Source organism: Xylanibacter brevis ATCC 19188 (genome assembly GCF_000621725.1).
In the GTDB taxonomy this organism is placed as follows: domain Bacteria; phylum Bacteroidota; class Bacteroidia; order Bacteroidales; family Bacteroidaceae; genus Prevotella; species Prevotella brevis.
Window position 1 is genome coordinate 20,178 of record NZ_KK211334.1, and the last position, 21,624, is coordinate 41,801.

At 51.0% G+C, this 21,624-nt stretch carries 16 protein-coding genes; 8 read left to right on the forward strand and 8 right to left on the reverse strand.

Going from position 1 to position 21,624, the window contains the following annotated elements:
* Nucleotides 1-207: 207 nt before the first annotated feature.
* The gene (locus T433_RS0113800) at nt 208-798 is read right to left on the reverse strand and encodes a hypothetical protein (protein WP_155808526.1); all 591 of its coding nucleotides are present in this window, start codon (nt 796-798) and stop codon (nt 208-210) included.
* A gap of 15 nt (nt 799-813) precedes the next feature.
* The gene (locus tag T433_RS0113805) at nt 814-1,296 is read right to left on the reverse strand and encodes an RNA polymerase sigma factor (protein WP_027450876.1); all 483 of its coding nucleotides are present in this window, start codon (nt 1,294-1,296) and stop codon (nt 814-816) included.
* 132 nt (nt 1,297-1,428) lie between these two features.
* Here T433_RS0113805 and T433_RS0113810 point away from each other — a divergent pair, with 132 nt between their 5' ends.
* Nucleotides 1,429-2,445, forward strand: coding sequence for a transposase (locus tag T433_RS0113810; RefSeq protein ID WP_044110108.1), 1,017 nt, complete (start codon nt 1,429-1,431; stop codon nt 2,443-2,445).
* A gap of 93 nt (nt 2,446-2,538) precedes the next feature.
* Here T433_RS0113810 and T433_RS0113815 read toward each other — a convergent pair whose 3' ends face one another.
* The 5 genes from T433_RS0113815 to T433_RS0113835 form a co-directional block, all read right to left on the reverse strand.
* Entirely contained in the window at nt 2,539-3,432 is an 894-nt protein-coding gene (locus tag T433_RS0113815) for a hypothetical protein (RefSeq protein ID WP_155808527.1), read from the reverse strand.
* Between the two features lie 137 nt (nt 3,433-3,569).
* On the reverse strand, nt 3,570-4,328 hold the full coding sequence (locus tag T433_RS0113820) for a succinate dehydrogenase/fumarate reductase iron-sulfur subunit (protein ID WP_027450874.1): 759 nt from the start codon (nt 4,326-4,328) through the stop codon (nt 3,570-3,572).
* 5 nt (nt 4,329-4,333) lie between these two features.
* Nucleotides 4,334-6,313: a fumarate reductase/succinate dehydrogenase flavoprotein subunit gene (locus T433_RS0113825; protein ID WP_027456193.1), complete on the reverse strand. Its 1,980-nt coding sequence runs from the start codon at nt 6,311-6,313 to the stop codon at nt 4,334-4,336.
* Nucleotides 6,314-6,348: 35 nt separating this feature from the next.
* On the reverse strand, nt 6,349-7,080 hold the full coding sequence (locus tag T433_RS15620; RefSeq protein ID WP_044110111.1) for a fumarate reductase: 732 nt from the start codon (nt 7,078-7,080) through the stop codon (nt 6,349-6,351).
* 285 nt (nt 7,081-7,365) lie between these two features.
* Complete coding sequence (locus T433_RS0113835; RefSeq protein ID WP_027456194.1) at nt 7,366-11,235, reverse strand: Ig-like domain-containing protein; 3,870 nt, start codon at nt 11,233-11,235, stop codon at nt 7,366-7,368.
* 201 nt (nt 11,236-11,436) lie between these two features.
* Between T433_RS0113835 and T433_RS0113840 the strand changes: the two genes are divergently transcribed.
* From T433_RS0113840 to deoC, 7 genes are all read left to right on the forward strand, one after another.
* Nucleotides 11,437-13,662 (forward strand): carbohydrate-binding domain-containing protein, encoded by a 2,226-nt coding sequence (locus T433_RS0113840; protein WP_081778516.1) that lies wholly within the window; start codon nt 11,437-11,439, stop codon nt 13,660-13,662.
* Nucleotides 13,663-13,805: 143 nt separating this feature from the next.
* A complete protein-coding gene (gene mnmG, locus T433_RS0113845) occupies nt 13,806-15,677 on the forward strand; it encodes a tRNA uridine-5-carboxymethylaminomethyl(34) synthesis enzyme MnmG (protein WP_027456196.1) in 1,872 nt (623 codons plus the stop codon).
* A gap of 48 nt (nt 15,678-15,725) precedes the next feature.
* Nucleotides 15,726-16,256: an adenine phosphoribosyltransferase gene (locus tag T433_RS0113850; RefSeq protein WP_027450869.1), complete on the forward strand. Its 531-nt coding sequence runs from the start codon at nt 15,726-15,728 to the stop codon at nt 16,254-16,256.
* A 110-nt stretch (nt 16,257-16,366) separates the two neighbouring features.
* Nucleotides 16,367-18,193 (forward strand): excinuclease ABC subunit UvrC, encoded by a 1,827-nt coding sequence (uvrC, locus tag T433_RS0113855; protein WP_027456197.1) that lies wholly within the window; start codon nt 16,367-16,369, stop codon nt 18,191-18,193.
* A gap of 492 nt (nt 18,194-18,685) precedes the next feature.
* Nucleotides 18,686-19,138 carry a D-aminoacyl-tRNA deacylase gene (gene dtd, locus T433_RS0113860; RefSeq protein WP_027450866.1) on the forward strand — a complete coding sequence of 151 codons (453 nt, stop codon included), beginning with the start codon at nt 18,686-18,688 and terminating at the stop codon, nt 19,136-19,138.
* 51 nt (nt 19,139-19,189) lie between these two features.
* Entirely contained in the window at nt 19,190-19,537 is a 348-nt protein-coding gene (locus T433_RS0113865; RefSeq protein WP_027456198.1) for a nucleotide pyrophosphohydrolase, read from the forward strand.
* 5 nt (nt 19,538-19,542) lie between these two features.
* Nucleotides 19,543-20,433 carry a deoxyribose-phosphate aldolase gene (gene deoC, locus T433_RS0113870; protein ID WP_044110113.1) on the forward strand — a complete coding sequence of 297 codons (891 nt, stop codon included), beginning with the start codon at nt 19,543-19,545 and terminating at the stop codon, nt 20,431-20,433.
* A 172-nt stretch (nt 20,434-20,605) separates the two neighbouring features.
* On the opposite strand, the gene T433_RS0113875 is transcribed toward deoC, so the two are convergent.
* Nucleotides 20,606-21,583: a polyprenyl synthetase family protein gene (locus T433_RS0113875; RefSeq protein ID WP_027450863.1), complete on the reverse strand. Its 978-nt coding sequence runs from the start codon at nt 21,581-21,583 to the stop codon at nt 20,606-20,608.
* Between the last annotated feature and the right edge of the window lie 41 nt (nt 21,584-21,624).

A 21,624-nucleotide genomic window follows, 5' to 3' on the forward strand; every position in this document is an offset into this window, starting at 1 on the left:
TTGTCACTATTTCGCTGCAAAGGTACGATGATTTACCGAGAAAAAGGAAAAAACATACCATTTTTATTCATTTTTAAAACAGATCTCGGGGACGTCCCCGCGGTCGGATAGTGCCCCTTTCCCGCTATAAAAGCAGAAAGGCCACTCACGGCCTCCAAAAGGGAGACTATGAGTGGCCCATTCGGCCTATATGGCAGCACGCGATGTTTACTCCTCGCTCTGCGTGACGTCCTCTATCTGCTGGAGAATCTCCTGATAGTGCTTTGTCACTTTTCGGTCAAAAGAATAGCCTAAACCAAAACCTAAGACAACGGCGAAAATAAAGCAGATTACCGTATGAAACACCGAGGGGTAATGGGCTATGAGATAAGCGTTGTAGAAAAACAGGACGAACCATAGGAACAGAAGGGGATAGGAGATGATGTTAAAGATGCGCTCGTACTTCTTCACCTTCAGCACCTTCTTGCGTACCTCTAGCAACGACTGCTCGAACAGATGACTATCGCCTATCAGTCGGAATATCCGGCAGCGGTGCCAGGCATCGTAAAGCAGGCCTACGGTGATGTAGAGCCACATCCACACTGGCTGGTGCATATAATTACAGAATATAAGATAGAACAATGGGATAAAGATGATGTCCAGAATGAAGAGTAAACGATAGTTTCTGTTGACGTAAGAGGTATTCTTCTTCACCGACTGACGAATCAAAGCGTCGTTCACAATCTCCTGCTGGGCCAGTTTCTGCTTCAGCAGATCCATCTGCTGTCGCATATTCTCAAGTTCGAAATTATCATTCATAGTGGGTTAGCGTTTTTAATCGTTAGACATTTGCTTCAGTTGTTCGCGAATGCGATGCAGGCGCACGCTGACATTCTTGGCCGTGATACCTACTATCTGACCTATCTCTTCGTAGGGCAGATTCTCGAGCCACAGCAGTACGATGGCGCGATCGAAGGGCTGCAGGCGCGAGATGCGCTTGTGGAGCATATCTACCTGGCGGGTATCCTCGTCGCTGTTCTTGAACAGGTTGATATCCATCGTGATGTGTACCTCCATCTGCCTGCGTTTCTTCTTCCTGTTTTGCGAGATACAGGTATTCAGGGCGACGCGATAGATCCACGTCTTGATGTCGGATCGCTGCTCGAACCCTTTGAAACCCTTCCACAGGTTTACCAGCACCTCTTGAAAGAGGTCTTCCACCTCGTCGGCATCCTGCGAGAACATGTAGCACACGGTATATATCGTGCTGCGATGCTTCTTTACGGTTTGCGCAAACTGTTTTTCTAGATCATTCATTTCTTTGTTTTTTCTGTATTGCTTTACTCTTTAGACGCAGCAAAGATACAAAAACTACGTGATACCCATTTTATTTTTCAAAAAAAAGAGAGCAATCGTAAAAGAAAAAAAAGTACTTTTGTACCTAAAATTATGGATAGGAAGACATTTGAAAGCCGGAAACCTTTCGCGGGAGAGAAGAAAGCCTCGATGCAACGCCGCTGTGTGGACAACGACTACACCGAACGGCGCATGTATATGATTACGATGGTGACGGAAGAACGCAAGCCGCTGTTTGGCAAAGTGGTGGGGCAAAGCGAGGCCGCAGCGCCCGCGCCAGAGGCTCCACACATCGAACTGTCGGCACTTGGTGCTGAGATAGAGAAGATATGGCTCACCATCGGACACTATCATCCCGAGGTAAGTGTGATTGCCCTGCAGATGATGCCCGACCATCTGCATGCCGTGCTCTTTGTGAAAGAAAAAATGGAGAAGCCTTTAGGCAAGGTGCTACTGGGCGTGAAGCAGGCCTGCAACCGCGCGTTCCGCGAGATGATGCCGGAGGAATTTGTCGCTGTGGCACAGCGACACGCAGAACAGAGCAGAGACAATGGTCTACTCTTTGCAAAGGGCTTCAACGATCAGATACTGCTGCGCGAGGGCCAGCTGGAGCGCTGGCTTCACTACCTAAAGGACAACCCTCGCCGCCTGCTGATGAAGCACGAGCACCCCGATCTGTTCCGCGTACAGCGAGGACTTGCCTTTGCCGGTCTTCAGTTTTCAGCCATTGGCAACCGCTTTCTTCTGGAGCGCCCTCTGAAACTGCAGGTACAATGCTCCAGAAGCATCACAGACGGCGACCTGCTGGCCAAAACAGCCGCCTGCCTGCAAGCAGCCCGTCAAGGAGCCGTGCTTGTATCGCCTGCCATTTCCAAGGGCGAGAAAGCCATCATGCGAGCAGCCTTCGATGAAGGCTTGCCCCTCATCTATCTGCAAGAGAACGGCTTCACAGACCTGGCAAAGCCGGGCGGCAAGCGCATGGAGGCGTGCGCCGGCGGTCAGCTACTCATCCTCGCCCCTTGGGAGCACCACAACGAAAAGCTCACTATCAAGCGCTCCCAATGCCTGCAGCTCAACGAAATGGCCCGCGCCATCTGCGCGGGCCAATAAAGCATAGAGCCTGCCCCCTAAGTAGAGTCTGTCGCTGTGCCACAGCGACAAGCAGAAGAGAGCCGCAAAAGAGATCAAGGGCAGGTAAGCGCCCTATTGATTAATCACCCATACCAGCGGTATATTTAACACTTTTTCGCTTTCAACGACCAGCCAGTCTGACTGAAAACCGGGGACGTTTGCTGCGCTGTACTTATATTCGTATTCGAAACCTTCCGGCAATGAGCTTGCCCCATAATGATAATCAATCTGCTGTTCGTACTTTTCGTTATTACTAGCCATGGTAAGTCCCGTCATCTCGTGTTTGGGCAAAGTGCCAAAGTAACCCATATTCGCCAAAACAGAGATGTAGGTTCTATCATGATCCATCAGATAGTCAAACGACATGAAAGGCAACAAGGCTGTCAGCAAATGGTCATTATAATGAAAAACGGTCTCGAAGTATTTCTCACCATCCTGCGTGGCAATCATGTCTTTCAGGTCGTCACCCTGCCAGTTCAGTCGCTGTACGTACTTCGTTCTCATCACGTTGCCGTCTAATGTACCATAGACCTCATAGCCTGTCAATTTGTTGTCAGTATAAGAGTATGCAATACTGTCCCTTAGCCTGTCGTTACGGATATCGAGAGGCATGCTGCCAGAGACTATCTTACCGTCTTTGGTATAGAAAATACAATAGGGCGTAAATCTGGCCACTGGCCCCATTCTCATGAGTCGTCGGTAAAGAATCATGTGGAGGACGATTCTTCCTCGAACATAATGAAACGAAATAGTATCGGATTTTCCAGAGACTGTTTCTCCCCATGTTTTTCTGTACTCTTTCACCCGGTGTTGGGCATCATAGTCAAAATGGAAAAGGCTTTCACCGTCTGGAATATCGGGGATGCTATCAATACGCATCGCTACCTTTCCAGGCACGTCGGGCCGAGCTGTTGTATCATCACTATTGCAGCCCGTCAGGACAATGATTATTAAGGATAAATACAAAAATATCTTTTTCATGAATACAAATATCATTTGTAGTATACAAAAGCACCGCAGAAAATTCCGCGGCGCTTTTATATAATATAAATAATGTCTATTGACTTAGTCAGCTTAAAAAGCCTTGACTAAAGTCACCAACTTTAGTCAGCCATCTTTGCCTTGATCATCTCGCGGTTCAGGCGAGCGATGTTGGCGATGGTTTCGTTCTTAGGACATACAGCCTCACAAGCACGGGTGTTGGTGCAGTTACCGAAGCCCAGCTCGTCCATCTTGGCAATCATGTTCTTCACACGACGGGCAGCCTCAACGCGACCCTGGGGAAGCAGAGCCAGCTGGCTAACCTTAGATGAAACGAACAGCATGGCAGAACCGTTCTTACAAGCTGCTACGCAAGCGCCACAGCCGATGCAAGATGCGCAGTCCATAGCCTCGTCGGCATCCTCCTTAGGAATCAGGATAGCGTTGGCATCCTGAGCCTGACCGGTGCGGATGGTGGTGTAGCCACCAGCCTGGATGATCTTATCGAAGGCGTTGCGGTCAACCATACAGTCTTTGATCACGGGGAAGGCAGCTGAACGCCAAGGCTCAACAGTGATCACGTCGCCATCGTTGAAGCGACGCATGTAGAGCTGACAGGTGGTAGCGCCACGCTCGGTGAGACCGTGAGGTGTACCGTTGATGTAGAGTGAACACATACCGCAGATACCCTCGCGGCAGTCGTGATCGAACACGAATGGCTCCTTGCCTTCGTTGATGAGTTCTTCGTTCAGAATGTCGAGCATCTCCAGGAACGAGGTGTCATCGGGAATGTCGTGCATCTCGTGAGTATCGAAGTGACCCGCATCTTTGGGACCATTCTGACGCCAAAATTTAATGGTGAAACTTATATTCTTAGCCATAGTCTTTAATTCTTATAATTACGGGTTTGTACTTTAATTGCCTCATACTCCAGTGGCTCCTTAGAGAGCTCGGGCTCTACGCCCTTGCCTTTGTACTCCCAGCAGCCTACGTAGAAGTAGTTCTCGTCATCACGCTTAGCCTCGCCTTCCTCGGTCTGATACTCCTCGCGGAAGTGACCACCGCAAGACTCGTTACGAGAGAGAGCGTCGAAAGCTACGAGTTGACCCATGGTGAAGAAGTCGCGCAGGTGGATAGCCTTGTCGAGCTCTACGTTGAGACCTTCCTTGGTGCCAGGCACGAAGAGGTTGGTGTCGAACTCCTTCTCGAGCTCGTGCATCTTCTTCAAGCCTTCCTTCAGGCCCTCGGCGGTGCGACCCATACCTACATACTCCCACATGATGTGACCCAGCTCCTTGTGCAGAGAGTCAACAGAACGCTTACCCTTGATGTTGAGCAGACGAGTCAGCTCAGCGTCAACAGCCTTCTCGGCCTCGTCGAACTCAGGACGATCGGTAGAGATCTTGCCCCAGATAGACTGGTCGGCCAGGTAGTTCTGGATGGTGTAAGGCAGTACGAAGTAACCATCGGCCAGACCCTGCATCAGTGCAGAAGCACCCAGACGGTTAGCACCGTGGTCAGAGAAGTTACACTCACCGATAGCGAACAGGCCAGGGATAGTGGTCTGCAGCTCGTAGTCAACCCAGATACCACCCATGGTGTAGTGGATAGCGGGATAGATCATCATGGGCTTGTAGTACTTCACGCCATTGATCTCGTTGGCCAGGTCGCCAGGGAATACGTCGGTGATCTCCTCGTACATCTCGAACAGGTTACCATAGCGCTGCATGATAACGTCGATACCCAGACGGTTGATAGACTCAGAGAAGTCGAGGTAAACGGCCAGACCCGTGTTGTTGACACCGAAGCCCTTGTCGCAACGCTCCTTAGCGGCACGTGAAGCCACGTCGCGAGGAACGAGGTTACCGAAGGCGGGGTAGCGGCGCTCCAGATAGTAGTCGCGATCCTCCTCGGCAATATCCCAAGGATTGATCTCGCCCTTCTGCAACTTCTTAGCATCCTCGATCTTCTTTGGTACCCAGATACGACCATCGTTACGCAGTGACTCTGACATCAGCGTCAGCTTAGACTGCTTGTCGCCGTGAACGGGGATACAGGTGGGGTGAATCTGAACGTATGAAGGGTTGGCAAACATAGCACCCTTACGATAGCACTGAACGGCAGCGGTACAGTTACATCCCATAGCGTTGGTAGAGAGGAAGTAAGTGTTACCGTAACCACCAGTAGCAATAACAACGGCATTGGCAGAGAAGCGCTCCAGCTTACCTGTTACGAGGTTCTTGGCGATGATACCACGGGCGCGGCCATCAACGATAACCACGTCTTCCATCTCATAACGGGTGTAGAGCTTCACCTTACCAGCGTTTACCTGGCAGCTCAGTGAAGAGTAAGCACCCAGCAGCAGCTGCTGACCGGTCTGACCCTTAGCATAGAAAGTACGGCTTACCTGAGCACCACCGAACGAACGGTTGGCCAGCATGCCACCATACTCACGAGCAAAGGGAACACCCTGAGCCACGCACTGGTCGATGATGTTGTTTGAAACCTCAGCCAGACGATAAACGTTAGCCTCACGAGCACGATAGTCACCACCCTTTACAGTGTCGTAGAACAGACGGTAAACAGAGTCACCATCGTTCTGATAGCACTTAGCGGCATTGATACCACCCTGTGCTGCGATAGAGTGAGCACGACGGGGAGAGTCCTGAATGCACAGGTTGATGACGTTGAAGCCCATCTCACCGAGAGAAGCAGCTGCAGAAGCACCAGCCAGACCGGTACCTACAACGATCACGTCGAGCTTCAACTTGTTCTTGGGGTTAACCAAGCGCTGGTGAGCTTTATATTCTTTCCATTTCTCAGGCACTGGTCCTGCAGGAATCTTTGAATCTAATACTTTTGCCATAATAATATTCCGTTTTCAAAATCCATTAAACTAATTTACTGACAGCAAACAGCTGCAGCCTCGCAGCAAGCACCATCGGGGCAGCAGTCCAGCGAAGGAGCGCAACCGAAATAGAAGCCCAGCACTACAACCGTGAAGCCCAGCATGAGGAGGGTCACGTAGATAAGACCGAAGCACTGCATGCGCTTCAACCAGATCTTACCACTCAAGCCCAGTGTCTGCATAGCTGACCAGAAGCCGTGTGCCAGGTGGAACCAGATAGCTGCGAACCATACCAGATAGAGCACTACCAGTGGCCAGTGTGAGAAAGTGTCGATGATGAAAGCGAAGCCGTCTGCGGGGCTGTGACCGTTGGTGAAACCAGCAATCTCTGCAAACATCATGTTGTACCAGAAGTTCTGCAGGTGAACCAACAGACCGATCAGGATGATCAGACCCAGCACGAGCATGTTCTTAGAAGCCCACTCCACCTTACCGGGATTAACGGTAGTAGAAACCTCATAACGGCTGTTACCGCGAGCCTTACGGTTTTGAGCCGTGAGGATAAACGCGAAAACGATGTGAATGACAGCAAGGGCAGCCAGACCCATGGTAGCCACGAGGGCATACCAGTTGGCACCCAGCAATTCGCAAATAGTGTTGTAAGCCTCACCAGAGAAGAGCGCTACGATGTTCATTGCACAGTGGAATGTCAAGAACAGGATCAGCGCAATGCCAGTAACAGACATTACAACCTTTCTACCAATTGATGAATTTAATAACCACATAAAAGATTGAAAATTAATTAATTAATATTGATTTTAGATTTATTGTCAGCAAGACACAGGCCTTCACAGGCTAACAAAGATACTCATAATAGAGTACGTATATACGTAATGTGGGTACAAAATTAATTAAAAATAATGAATCTGCAAATCTTTACTGCAGAAAATTGGGTTATTTATACAAAATAAAAGAATCGGAATTGCAAGGCAAAAGTGCCACAATTCCGATTCTTTTGTACAGTAATTCCGTTCCTTTTAGATCGTCATTCCTGCTCTTTCATACCGAGATTAATAGTCAACCATCTTGGTATAGCTTGTGCCATTGGTTGTAAATACCACCTTGATGCGTGGCTTATACACCTTGTTCAGCTTGTTGAGAAGAGCGATTGACAATTGTCCATCGACTGCCAGCGATGGGCTATAGCTGCCAAGATTGATTGACAACGCATTGTCGTTGCCATCCAGCAGTTGGATGCTAGTGATGACGATCGGCAAGCGATAGTTGTTGACGATGACGATAGGACTCTGAGAGGTGACGACGCTGCCAACCTTTTCGTACTCGCCCGAACCGCGCTTGACGTTTACCTTATCGGTGGCATCATAGACCTTTACTTCACAATAATCAAAGTAATTAGTGTAGGTGATGCCATCCTTCGTAAAGTCGGGTATGCCTGCATTAATATGAACACTGCCCCTCGCAAGTGCAGTTACACGCCCCTGCTCACTGACAAAAGCCACCTTCGCATTACTACTGCTCCACTGAATATTTGCGCCATTAAAGGCTTTTGCCTTCAGCGTGGCGGTATTACCCACCTCCAGTTCCAGGCTCTCTTGCTCCACATAGACATACTTATGCTGTTTGACAGGGAAGGCTATACGCACCTCGTCGTTATAGAGTACCACAGAGTCTATACGCTCGAAGCCCTCTCCCCTGTAAACCGGAACTTTGACAAGGTTGTAATACTGGTCATAGCCATCTTTTATCGTCTGATCTACCGAGAACCATGAGCCATTTTTCGTTGTTTTGCTCACGTGATAGCCTGGTGTCAGCGTCTTCACAGGCAGGTTAAACTCACCGCCTTCCTTACCATAAGAAACGATTCTGCGGTTATCACTGAAATTGATGGTGATATGAGGATTGGTACGCTGCTTTACAGCCACCTTAGCCATCTCTTCGCCAGCAACGAGGAAACGCAGGGTATCAGCATACGCTTCATTCTTAACGTTCTCTTTGAACGAGAGGGTTATCTTCTCGGTGGTCTCGTCTATAGGAGTCATGACGCAGTCCACCCACGACGGGCTCTTGATCTGGTACTTCACGTTGCTGACAATGTTGAATTCCGAGGTCTGTTTCTCGTAGTTCACCTCCACCTTCTTTACGCTAGGCACCAGCTTCACCTGGAAGTTCTGTTCCACCTTGAAAGAAGTCTTCACCGAGTTCTCGTCAATGGTGTTGCCATTGGGCAGATACAGCGTAACGGTGGCCGAGCGCTTAGCCAGCGCCGTGTTGACCTGCGAGGTGAAGATGACCTCGTTGTCCTCCACCACAGCACTCAACCAGCGGGCCGACAACTGCGTTTCGTCGTCGATGATCTGGCAGCGGATGTCCTCCAAGTCGCGGGTTAGCTTCAGGATGTCCTTCGTCTGGTCGTAGCGCAGTTCGCGGTTCTCGATGCTCAGATTGTCGAAGATGTTATCATGATGCTGAGTCACGCGGAACGACTTCTGGGGTGTGCTCTCGGTGATGGTCGAGCCGCTGACATAGAGCGTCACCATGGCCGAGCGGTCGTGCTTGGTGGTGAGCTTCGAGGGTTTCAGCTCTATCTTATTGCCACTAAGCACGATATTCAGCCAAGTGGGCGTCTGCTGAGTGTCTTCGTCCACCAGCTTATACCTCACGCTGGTCAGGTCAACCTTTGTTGTTATCTCATGACTTGACGTATTCCATTCAAGACCCAGGTTGGCCACTTTCAGACTGTCTAACAGGTTATTGCCATTCTGCGTAAACGTGAATCCAGTATGTACAGTCTTTGCATCGATGGTATTGCCATTGGGCAGATAGAGCGTCACACTGGCCGAGCGCTGATACTTAGAGTAGTTGGGCTGAGTCACAAATTCCACATGCTTGCCGTTCACCGTGGCCTGTAGCCAACCTGGTGTCTGTTGGGTCTCGTTGTCCACCAACTGACAGCGGATGCCAGTCAGTTCGCGAGTCAGTTTCAGCGTGTCGTACTTCTCGTCCCAATTGACCGAGCGATTACTAAACTGCACATCGTCAAAGATGTTGTAATGTTCCTGATTCACCACAAACGACACCTGTTCGGTGTTCTCGTCGATAGTATTACCATTATTGGGCACAAACAGGGTCACCGTGGCCGAGCGGTTATCGACCGAGGTCAACTGCTGTGGTTTAAGAATCAGTTCCTGATGTTCGGCATCGAGTGTCACCTGCAACCATGTTGGTGCACGCTTGGTGTCGTTGTCCACCAGTTTGGTGCGCAACAGCGAGAGGTCCACCGTCTGTTTCAGAGCCCGAACGGTCTCGTTCCAGCTCATGGTCTGGTTCTCAAACCGATGACCGTTGAAGATATTATTGCCCGACTGCTTGAAGGCAAAGCTCGTCTTCACCGTCTTTTCGTCGATGGTGTTGCCATTAGGCAGATAGAGCGTCACTGTGGCCGTACGGTCGGCCTTCGACATATTCTCTTTTACCGTAAAGAAGACCTGCTTGCCCTTCACCGTGGCCTGCAACCAGGTGGGCGTCTGCTTCGTGTCAACATCTGTCAACTGACAACTGATTCCCGTCAACTCTCGCGTCAGTTTCAGCGTGTCGGCCTTTTCATCCCAGCTGACCACACGATCTTTATACATCGCACCATCAAAGATGTCGTCGTGTTTCTGCGTCACATAGAAACTGGTCTGCACGGTCTGTTCCGTCAGCGTATTATCCTTGCCCACCATATACAAAATTACCTGCGCTGTGCGGTTGATTTTCGATGTCAGCGTCTGCGACTTAAACACCACCTTGTTGCCTTCCACCGCGGCCTGCAACCAAGTGGGTGCTTTCTTCGTCAGCGTGTCCACCACCTGACAACGAATGTTCGGCAACTCTTGCGACGATGTCAGCGTGTCGGCAGTTTGGTTCCACGCTATGAAGCGGTCAACAAAGCGCCTTGCATCAAAAATTTTGTTATGCTCCTGTTCTACAACGAAAGAATGGGTGATGGTAGTAGAATCGATGGTCTCGCCATGGTTAGGATAGTAGAGCGTCACCGTGGCCGTACGGTCTTTCTTCTGGTTATAGATGGTCGTTGTCACCACCACCGAACTGTCAACAACCGTAGCCGTGCACCACGTGGCGCGCTCCTTGGTGGCATCGTCGGTCACCAGTGCCTTGACGCCAGTGAGCTTTCGGCCGGTAGGAATCCTGTGTATATCACCCGTGGCCTGCGACTTCACTTGTGGAATATTCAAACTGTCGAGCACAGGGTTATGGTTTTGTCGCACCAGCACCGATGCCTTCGAGAGCAGCGAGTCGTTGACGTACTGCTCACTGTTGGGCACCAGTCTCACCAGTGCTGCACGGTCGTCCTTCGAAGAATACTGCGACACACTGATGGTGAGTCTTTTGCCTTCGATGGCCGTCTTCAGCCAGTCCACCTTGTTACCGTCCAGGTCGGAAATCTCTGCCTTCACGTTTTTCAGTGTGTTCTTAAACGTCAGCGTGGTGTCGCCCTGCTCAAAGCCCATGACCACCTCGTCAACATCCAGTCCGTCGAACATAGAGTTTCTCTTCTGGGTGACATAGAACACCACCGGCTGTGCGTCCGAGTCGTCCATATCGTCGCTCTTCACGTGCAACGTCACACAAGCCGTACGTTCACTGACCGTGATGTTCTCCATCAGCGTCAGCGCAATCGCCTTTTGATTGATGTTCACATCGAGCCAGTTGGCTGGATAGTTGGTCTTGGTGTCAATGACGGTTGCCATCACATCGGTCAGTACATTGTCAACTTTGATAATGCTCTGTGCGGCACTGGCCGAGAAAGTTTGATCTTCAATATGAAGTCCCTCAAGAGGTGATGGAAAGTCTTCATGTTCTACACACGATACAATAATTCCCAAAACAACCAACAACGGGAACAATACCTTTTTCATATTCACAAAAAGATTTTTATGGATGCTAATAAACCATTATAATTTTCTGTCGGCAAAATTACGTAAAAAGAACGAATTACACAATATTAAAATGACTTTTAATTGAAAAAAAAGTGCATTTAATTGAATTTATTATCTCGTTCATAATAAATACATTATCTTTGCCAAGCAAAATAACATGTCAACAAAACAGCGACACTAATGAAAAAAATTCTACTTTATATGGCTGCCATCTGGGCCTGGACAACTGCCGGAGCACAGACGTTGAACGTACAACTGGGCGAGGTTGTCTATCAGATTCCGGCCAGTCAGGCAGGCGAGATGGCTTATGAAAACGGACAGACCGTGACCATCATGGGCAAGAGTTTCACACTCAGCGACATCAACCAGATGTACATAGACAACAGCACCGTGACGGACAATAGCGTCAACATCGACTATCAGGGCAGCGAAGCCCGTGTGACCGTGGCCGGGAATATTGCTAAGTACCTGACTATCAACACAAACAAGGCACACGTGACCGTGATACAGAGTGCAGAACTGCTCGACGAGATTACCTATACCCTGAGCGGCACATCGACCAATGGCTCCTTCTATATGGACGGCGAGCTGAAGGCCAGCATCGTGCTGAACGGTGTCGCGCTGACCAACCCCGACAGTGCTGCCATCAACATCCGCAACGGCAAGCGCATCAGCATCGAACTGGCCGAAGGCACCACCTCGACACTGGTGGACGGCGTGGGAGGCAGTCAGAAGGCATGTCTCGCCGTGAAAGGTCACACGGAGTTCAAGGGTGCCGGTACGCTGAACCTGACCGGACGCACGGCGCACGCCTTCTGGGGCAAGGAGTATGTGCAACTGAAAAAAAGCACTGGCACCATCAACATCCTGGGGGCGGTGGGCGACGGCTTCAACGTGAACCAGTATTTCCAGATGAATGGGGGCACCGTGAACATCAATAACGTGGGCGACGACGGTCTGCAGCTGAGCTATAAGACCGACGACGACGAGCAGATCATTCCGCTGACAGACGATGAAGACAACACCGCCGAGGTGATTGTCAATGCTGGCACGCTGAAGATCAGCACCACAGCGGTGGGCGCTAAGTGCATCAAGAGCGAGAACAAGGTGACGGTTCACGATGGTACACTGACGCTGAAAGGCAGCGGTGGCATAGACACCAGCGACAGCAGCGACCTGTCGTATGCGGCAGGTATCAAGGCCGAGGACTTCACCCAGAATGGTGGCACCATCGAGATGACCATCAGCGGCACGGCCGGACGCGGTGTCTCAGCCGACCATATCACCACCAATGGTGGCATACTGACCATCAACAACAGCGGCGCACCGCAGACGGTGTCCAGCGACGTGAAATCGGCCAAGGGCCTGAAGGGCGAATATGTGGCCCTGAACGCCGGTACCATCACCATCACCATGACAGGCAATGCCGGCAAGGGCATCGTGGCTGGCGACGGCACCAAGAGCACCAGTGGCGGTGGTGGCAGGATGGCTCCTGCATGGGCACCAATGAAGGCACCAATGATGGCACCGATGAAGGCACCAATGATGGCGCCGATGATGGCACCAGATGCTCGTCCTGGTGGCGGCGGCATGGGCGGTGGCACCACCTATACTAACGTTACGGGTGCTTACACGCAGGGCACTGCCGACGGCAACGGACCCACGCTGACCGTCAGCACCACCGGTAGCGCCTACAGCAGCTCGTCGGCCAAGGCCATCAAGGCTATCTGCCAGGCGGTGATCTACGGCGGCGAGACCACCGTGACCACCAAGACGAATGGTGCCGAGGGACTGGAGTCAAAGACAGGCATCTCCATACAAGGTGGCCAGCACTACTTGCAATGCTACGACGACTGTATCAACACGTCGGGAAAGATCACCTTCAACGGTGGTGTGACGGTGTGCTACTCCAACGGCAACGATGCCGTCGATTCAAATGCAGGCACCACGGGCGCCATCACCATCGGCGACGGCATCTGCTTTGCCTATACCTCGGCAGGTGGACCAGAGGAAGGTTTCGACTGCGACAACAACTCGTATATCCAGATCACGGGCACCGGCATCGGCATCAGCGCCGGCGGCGCACAGGGTGGCGGCTCCAGCAGCTCGACCATCTCTAACGCTGCTCAGGGCTATACGTTCCTCACCAGCAGCATCAGCTACACCACCGGACGCTATTATACCCTGGCCGACAGCAACGGCCAAAACCTGGTGACCTACAGCTTTGCGGCCAACGTCTCCAGTTCGCTGGCGCTGATCACAGCCCAGGGGATGACCTCTAAAGGCAGCTACAACATCAAATACAGTACCACGGCGCCCACCGATGCCACCACCGTCTTCCACGGTCTGTATCTGGGCAGCAGCGCCAAAGGCACGAATAGTGTGACCAGCTTCACAGCCAAGTAATACAGGATAACATCGTATGTGTTGACTGAACGAGGGGCAATACCGCACAATGCGGCGTTGTCCCTCTACATTTTTTAAGCATTATTATACATACTAATTGCAGAAGATTTTGTAATTTTGCAAACGAAATATTTCAAGTTACAATGACATTAAAATACGACGTAGTGGTTATCGGCGGCGGACATGCCGGCTGTGAGGCAGCTTGTGCCTCGGCCAATATGGGTGCAAAGACGCTACTGGTAACTATGGACATGAACAAGATTGCACAGATGTCGTGCAATCCTGCGGTTGGTGGCATCGCTAAGGGACAGATCGTACGCGAAATTGACGCCCTTGGCGGACAGATGGGAATAGTGACCGACCGCTCCACCATTCAGTTTCGCATGTTGAACATAGGCAAGGGCCCCGCCGTTTGGAGCCCACGTGCCCAATGTGACCGCGGCAAGTTTATCTGGAACTGGCGCACGGTCATCGACCATACGCCCAATCTGGACGTGTGGCAGGACCAGGTATGCGAACTGATGGCAGAAAAGGGCCAAGTCATCGGCGTCAGAACAATCTGGGGAGCAGAAATCCTAGCGCGTGCCGTCGTGGTGACGGCGGGCACGTTCCTCAACGGTCTGATGCACATAGGACGCAAGATGGTGGCTGGCGGACGCATCGCCGAACCCGCCGTGAGCGACTTCACCGAGAGCATCACGCGCCACGGCATCCGCTCAGCACGCATGAAGACGGGCACACCAGTGCGTATAGACAAACGCAGCGTGCACTTCGACGAACTGGAAGAGCAGCCGGGCGACACGAGCTACTACCAGTTCTCGTATATGGGCGAGGCCCGCACCCTGCAGCAGTTGCCTTGCTGGACGGTGAACACGAATGCTAAAGTGCACGAGATTCTGCGCTCAGGACTGAACGACTCCCCACTCTACAACGGACAGATACAATCCATCGGACCGCGCTACTGTCCGTCGATAGAAACAAAACTGGTGACGTTTCCCGACCGCGAACAGCACCCGCTGTTTCTGGAACCCGAAGGTGAGGACACCAACGAGATGTACCTGAACGGTTTTTCGTCATCGCTGCCCATGGACGTTCAGATCGAGGCTTTGAAGCAGATGCCGGCCTTCCGCGACGTGAAAGTGTATCGTCCGGGCTACGCCATAGAATACGATTTCTTCGATCCTACACAGTTGAAGCATACGTTGGAATCGAAAAAATTGGATGGCCTGTTCTTTGCCGGACAGGTGAACGGCACCACGGGCTATGAGGAAGCTGCCGGACAGGGACTCGTGGCTGGCGTGAATGCAGCTCTGAAATGCGATGGAAACAACGAATTTGTGATGCATCGCGATGAGTCGTACATCGGTGTACTGGTGGACGACCTGGTAACAAAGGGCGTTGACGAGCCCTACCGCATGTTTACCTCGCGCGCAGAGTATCGCATTCTGCTGCGCCAAGACGATGCCGACGCCCGACTCACAGAGCGATCTTATGCGATGGGACTGGCAAAAAAAGACCGATACGACCGCTGGATGGAGAAGAAACAGGCCATCGAAAGAATCGAGGCTTTTTGCAAGACCTTCCCGATTAAAGCAAAAGAAATCAATCCCGCGCTGGAAAAACTGGGCACCACCCCACTCCAATTTGGCGTCAAGTTGGAAGACCTGGTGGCACGTCCACAACTGAACTTCCGCAATCTATCGGAGATTGTGCCCGAACTGCGCGAATTAATCGAGAGCGCACCCAACCGCAAAGAGGAGATTGCCGAGGCTGCCGAAATACGTATTAAGTATAAAGGATACATCGAGCGCGAGAAACAAGTGGCCGACAAAATGCACCGCTTGGAGAATATCAAAATCAAGGGACACTTCGATTACAACACGATTCAATCGCTCTCTACCGAATGCCGACAGAAGTTGACCGCCATAGATCCCGACACACTGGCACAGGCCAGCCGCATTCCGGGCGTCTCTCCCAGCGACATCAACGTGCTGTTAGTGCTCATGGGGCGATAAGTTTCACGTGAAACAAATACATTAATTTAATCATATAACTAACTGAGTATGAATACCCAATTACTGTTGGACAATCTGCGTTGCATACCAGATTTCCCGAAGAAAGGAATCAATTTCCGCGATGTCACCACGCTGTATAAGAACGCTGCGTGCATGAAAGAAATGGTCGATGAACTCTATGAAATTTACAAAGACAAGGGCATCACTAAGATTGTGGGCATCGAGAGCCGAGGATTTGTACTTGCTTCGGCGCTGGCTCTAAGGTTAGGTGCCGGCGTGGTGCTGGCCAGAAAGCCTGGAAAACTACCTTGGACCACCATCAAGGAGTCGTTCTCGAAAGAGTATGGCGTTGACACCGTAGAGATGCACATCGATTCCATCGACGAAAACGACGTAGTGTTAATCCACGACGACCTGCTGGCTACCGGCGGAACAGCCAAGGCCACCTACAAATTGGTGAAGCATTTCAATCCCAAAGAGATTTTCATGAACTTCATCATCGAGATCAAGGACGAAGGTCTGCACGGACGCGATGAATTCGACGGACTTTGCGACGTAACGACACTGTTGACGATTTAAATCGCAAAAACAACACCAACCCCCTCCCCCAACCTGCGATGTGGGAGGGGATTTTTATAGGAAAACGCAGGAAGAAGAAAGCAAATACGTTTCACGTGAAACACTAAAGTATGACAAAGGAAGAGAACGAGGCACGTTTAGCCTATCTGAAGGGTATCGTTTCGCGACTCCCTGAGAAGCCTGGCAGCTATCAATATTACGATAGTGAAGGTACGATTATATACGTTGGTAAGGCGAAGAACCTGAAATCGCGTGTCTCATCCTACTTTCATACCGAGGTAGATCGCTTCAAAACGAAGGTGCTGGTGTCTAAGATTCACGACATCAGCTACACGGTGGTCAACACCGAAGAGGACGCACTACTGCTTGAAAATTCGCTCATCAAGAAGTATAATCCGCGCTACAACGTGCTATTGAAAGACGGAAAGACCTACCCCAGCATCTGTGTGACCAACGAGCCCTTCCCACGTATCTTCAAAACACGCACCATCAACAAGAAATGGGGCACCTATTTCGGGCCCTATTCCCACATCGGTTCGATGAATGCCGTGCTGGAACTAATCAACAAGCTGTACCATCCGCGCACCTGTCGGCAGCCCATCACAAAGGAGGGAATTGCCGCCGGAAAATACCAGGTGTGCCTGGAGTATCACATCAAGAATTGCGGTGGGCCATGCGTAGCAAAACAGAGCTACGAAAACTACCAGCAAAACATGCTGCAGGCACGCGAAATCTTGAAGGGAAACACGCGCGAAGTGCTGCGCCAGATGCGCGAAAAGATGCAGCTTTTGGCCGAGGAGCTACGCTTTGAAGAGGCCGAAGAGGTGAAGCGAAAATACCTGTTGATAGACTCGTTTGTGAGCAAGAGCGAGGTGGTGAGCCACACCATCAACAACGTAGATGTGTTCTCGATTACCAACGACGAGAAAATTGCGTATATCAACTACATACACGTGTCGAACGGAGCCATTAATCAGTCGTTTACGTTCGAATTTAAAAAGCGCTTGAAAGAAACAAACGAAGAGCTGTTGCAGTTGGGCATCGTAGAGATGCGTGAGCGTTTTAAGAGCAATTCCAAGGAGATTGTGGTGCCTTTCGACCTCGAAATGGAACTGGATGGCGTCACCTTCACCATCCCTCAGCGCGGCGATAAAAAGACGTTGCTGGACCTCTCGGAAATGAATGGCAAACAGTATAAGTTCGACCGCCTGAAACAGGCTGAGAAACTGAATCCAGAACAGAAACAGGTGCGCCTGATGAAGGAACTGCAAGAGAAACTGGGACTGCCAAAGATGCCCTATCAGATAGAGTGTTTCGACAACTCTAACATATCGGGAACGGACGCCGTGGCCGCTTGTGTGGTGTTTAAATCGATGAAACCCAGCAAGCAAGACTATAAGAAATACAACATTAAGACGGTGGTGGGGCCCGACGATTATGCGTCGATGAAGGAGGTGGTGTATCGCCGTTATAAGCGCCTGGTGGAGGAGGAAGAGCCCCTACCCGACCTCATCGTAGCCGACGGTGGTAAAGGCCAGATGGAGGTGATCCGCGAGGTGATACAGGACGAGCTGAACCTGGACATTCCTATCGCCGGTTTGGCGAAAGACAACCGCCACCGCACCAACGAACTGCTCTATGGTTTTCCGCCCCGCGTGATTGGTTTGAAGACCAACTCTGAGCTCTTCCACGTGCTCACGCAACTACAGGACGAGGTGCACCGCTTTGCCATCACCTTCCACCGCGACAAGCGCAGCAAACATGCACTGCACTCGGAACTGGATGATATTCAGGGCATTGGCCCCAAGACGCGCGACGCACTGATTGACAAACTGAAGAGCGTGAAGCGCATCAAAGATGCTGATATTCAACAACTTACAGAGATTATTGGCACATCAAAAGCACAAATCATCTACAACCACTTCCACCAATCATAACTTTCCACGTGGAAAAGCATCAGCCTGCACCATCCAAAGCGGCACTTTCTTCAACCGGAAGTGCCGCTTTTGCATGTCAATAGTGACAGTATTGTGATGCAATAGTGCCACTATTGTTTTCTAAAAGTGCCACTATTGTTTTCTAAAAGTGCCACTTTTGACTTCCAATAGTGGCACTTTTGGTCTGAATCTAGAGTCTAGATCACCCATTTCTAGACTCTAGAATGACTCAATCTAGACCCTAGAATGAGGTCATCTAGACTCTAGAAAGCACCTTTCTAGCCCCTAGACGAAAAACAATGGGGTAAGTATTGCATTTTGAAAGGGAAACTATGAGGGGGCAAAAGCGCTTGTTTTGGCTCGTGATTTGGGCGCTTTTAATTCCTAAAACGAGGTTCCAGGGCACAACAAAGAATGAATTTCGAAGATACTTTCGTTCGGAAAATTGCAAATAAATTTGCATTTTCGCTCACTTAATCGTACCTTTGCAACATGAGAATAGTAATACAACGCGTGAGCCATGCCTCAGTGACTATTGATGGGGCCGTGAAATCGAGCATTGGAAAGGGATATCTGATACTTCTGGGCGTCTGCGAAGAGGACACCGAAGAGGATGTAGATTGGCTGGTGCGCAAGGTGGTGGGCCTGCGCGTTTTCGACGACGAAAACGGGGTGATGAACCGTTCTATCATGGAGACGGGCGGCGAGGCACTCGTGGTGAGCCAGTTTACACTGTTTGCAAGCTACAAGAAGGGCAATCGACCCTCGTGGTTGAGAGCAGCAAGGCACGAGGTCAGTGTGCCGCTCTACGAGCTTTTCTGCAAGAAGCTGAGCAGCGAGATGGGCAAGCCCTGCGGCACGGGCGAGTTTGGTGCCGATATGAAGGTGGAACTGCTCAACGATGGGCCGGTGACCATCTGTATGGATACGAAGAACAAGGAGTGAAGACCTCACCCCGGCCCTCTCCAAAGGAGAGGGGGATATATAATTATTGATATGACGATAGAAGAGGCACAGGAGACTGTGGATAGATGGATTAAGACGTATGGCGTGAGGTACTTTGGCGAACTCACCAATATGACGGTGCTGACTGAGGAGGTGGGCGAACTGGCGCGCATCATCAGTAGGCGCTATGGCGAACAGTCGTGGAAAGCGTCAGACCCACGGGCTGTCGACAACGGGCGCGAGGCGCTGGGCGAAGAGATGGCCGACGTGCTGTGGGTGCTGCTCTGTCTGGCCAATCAGACGGGCGTGGATCTGACCCAGGAGCTACAGAAATCTATCGATAAAAAGACAAAGAGAGACGCAACAAGACATATATGTAACCCTAAACTTAAAGCATAACAACTATGGAAGAAAAGAACAAGATTGAACAAGTGCTGAGCCAGTACAACCTCGACATCACCGACGAGGAAGTACGTGAGGCCGTGAAGACGATCATCGCCGAAAAGGTGCCCCTGAACGATACACATGAAGTGAAGAAATTCCTGATGGGAAGCGTGGAACTGACCACCCTGAAGACCACCGACAGCGAGACGTCGGTGATGGCCTTCACTGAGAAGGTAAACCAGTTTGACGAGCAGTATCCCGACCTACCCCACGTAGCCACCATCTGCGTTTATCCTAAGTTTGCCAAGACAGTCAGCGAGACACTCGAGGTAGAGGGTGTCGAGGTGGCCTGCGTATCGGGCAGTTTCCCCTCGTCACAGTCGCTCATCGAGGTTAAGACCGTAGAGACCTCGCTGGCCGTAAAAGACGGTGCCACTGAGATAGATATCGTGATGAACGTGGGTGCCTTCCTGGAGGGCGACTACGACACCGTGGTAGATGAGATCCAGCAACAGAAGGAAGCCTGTGGCGAACAGGCCATGAAGGTGATTCTGGAGACCGGTTGCCTGAAGACGGCCAAGAACATCAAGATTGCCTCACTGCTGTCGATGTATGGCGGTGCCGACTATATCAAGACCTCTACCGGCAAGCTGGAGCCCGCCGCTACCCCCGAGGCTGCCTACGTGATGTGTCAGGCTATCAAAGAGTACTACGATAAGACCGGCATACAGATTGGTTTTAAGCCCGCTGGCGGCCTTAACAGCGTGATGGATGCACTGATCTACTACACCATCGTGAAAGAGGTTCTGGGCGAGAAATGGCTCACCAACAAGTGGTTCCGCATGGGCACCAGTCGTCTGGCCAACCTCCTGCTGAGCGAAGTGGTAGGCGAAGAGGTGAAGTTCTTCTAAGCGCATTTTCATGCGCTTAAACTGAGAGTTGAGAACTGAGAACTGAGAGGTTCTTATAAGTGAAAAGTGAGAGGTGAGAAGTATTATTAGTACTACTCACCTCTCATTATAATTAGAACCAGCAGGTCTAATCATACCTCTCAGTTCTCAACTCTCAGTTCTCAGTTAAAACCTACTTTCTTCTCTGAATAACATAGTCCAGATACGCCGTGAGCGCCGTAGCAATCGAGGGATCTTTTACGCAACTATCTACATACTGTTGCGCCTTGCGGTGGTAGTCCTCCATGCATTTCTCAGCATATTCTATACCACCCTGCTGCTTGGTGAACTCCACCAAGACGGCGATTTCATCGGGGTTGATAGTGCCCGCCTTCACCTTCTTGGCCAACGTCATCATCGAGTCGAAGGGCGAATGCTGCAGGGCGTAGATCACGGGCAGCGTCAGCTTACCCTCCGCCATATCATTGCCCGTAGGCTTACCTATCTCCTTCGAGTCGTAGTAGTCGAAGATATCATCGCGGATCTGGAACATGATGCCCAGGTCGTGACCAAACTGGCGGGCCTTCTCCACCTCCTCGTCGGAGGCACCGGCAGAGAGCGCACCTATCGATGAACAGGCGGCAAAGAGCACCGCCGTCTTCTGTTCTATCACCTGATAATAGACATCCTCGGAGATCTCCTCGTTCTTGATGTTCTGCAACTGCAGAATTTCGCCCGAGGCCAGCACCCTACCCAACTCTGCCAGCGTCTCGATGATGCGCTGGTTGTTGGTGAACGACACCTTCAGCAGTGCGGTGGAAAGGATGAAATCGCCCACCAGCACAGCCGCCTTGTTATTATAGGTGGCATTCACCGAGGCCTGTCCGCGGCGCTCCTCGCTCTCATCTACCACATCGTCGTGAACCAGCGAGGCCGTGTGCAGCAGTTCCAGACCGATGGCTGAGTTCAGCGTCACGTCCGTCACCGAGCCATAGTTCTTAGCCAGCAGCATCAGCAACATGGGGCGCATGCGCTTGCCACCGCGCTGTTTGATGTGCGACAGCACCTCAGACAGCAACGTATCCTCATGACTCAGAGACTGCTCGAAGAGTGAAATAAACTCGTTTAGTTCCGACTCGATAGGTCGTTTGATAAGAGATAGATAGTCCATTATGATTAATTTTGAGACAAAATTACTGAAAATATCGGAGT

Excerpts from the sequence above, each read along its gene's own strand:
- T433_RS0113820 (WP_027450874.1), bottom strand. The coding sequence starts at position 4,328 with ATGGCTAAGAATATAAGTTTCACCATTAAATTTTGGCGTCAGAATGGT.
- mnmG (WP_027456196.1), top strand. The coding sequence starts at position 13,806 with ATGACATTAAAATACGACGTAGTGGTTATCGGCGGCGGACATGCCGGC.
- T433_RS0113875 (WP_027450863.1), bottom strand. The coding sequence starts at position 21,583 with ATGGACTATCTATCTCTTATCAAACGACCTATCGAGTCGGAACTAAAC.
- T433_RS0113865 (WP_027456198.1), top strand. The coding sequence starts at position 19,190 with ATGACGATAGAAGAGGCACAGGAGACTGTGGATAGATGGATTAAGACG.
- T433_RS0113850 (WP_027450869.1), top strand. The coding sequence starts at position 15,726 with ATGAATACCCAATTACTGTTGGACAATCTGCGTTGCATACCAGATTTC.
- T433_RS0113810 (WP_044110108.1), top strand. The coding sequence starts at position 1,429 with ATGGATAGGAAGACATTTGAAAGCCGGAAACCTTTCGCGGGAGAGAAG.
- dtd (WP_027450866.1), top strand. The coding sequence starts at position 18,686 with ATGAGAATAGTAATACAACGCGTGAGCCATGCCTCAGTGACTATTGAT.
- T433_RS0113825 (WP_027456193.1), bottom strand. The coding sequence starts at position 6,313 with ATGGCAAAAGTATTAGATTCAAAGATTCCTGCAGGACCAGTGCCTGAG.
- deoC (WP_044110113.1), top strand. The coding sequence starts at position 19,543 with ATGGAAGAAAAGAACAAGATTGAACAAGTGCTGAGCCAGTACAACCTC.
- T433_RS0113835 (WP_027456194.1), bottom strand. The coding sequence starts at position 11,235 with ATGAAAAAGGTATTGTTCCCGTTGTTGGTTGTTTTGGGAATTATTGTA.
- uvrC (WP_027456197.1), top strand. The coding sequence starts at position 16,367 with ATGACAAAGGAAGAGAACGAGGCACGTTTAGCCTATCTGAAGGGTATC.
- T433_RS15620 (WP_044110111.1), bottom strand. The coding sequence starts at position 7,080 with ATGTGGTTATTAAATTCATCAATTGGTAGAAAGGTTGTAATGTCTGTT.
- T433_RS0113840 (WP_081778516.1), top strand. The coding sequence starts at position 11,437 with ATGAAAAAAATTCTACTTTATATGGCTGCCATCTGGGCCTGGACAACT.
- T433_RS0113800 (WP_155808526.1), bottom strand. The coding sequence starts at position 798 with ATGAATGATAATTTCGAACTTGAGAATATGCGACAGCAGATGGATCTG.
- T433_RS0113805 (WP_027450876.1), bottom strand. The coding sequence starts at position 1,296 with ATGAATGATCTAGAAAAACAGTTTGCGCAAACCGTAAAGAAGCATCGC.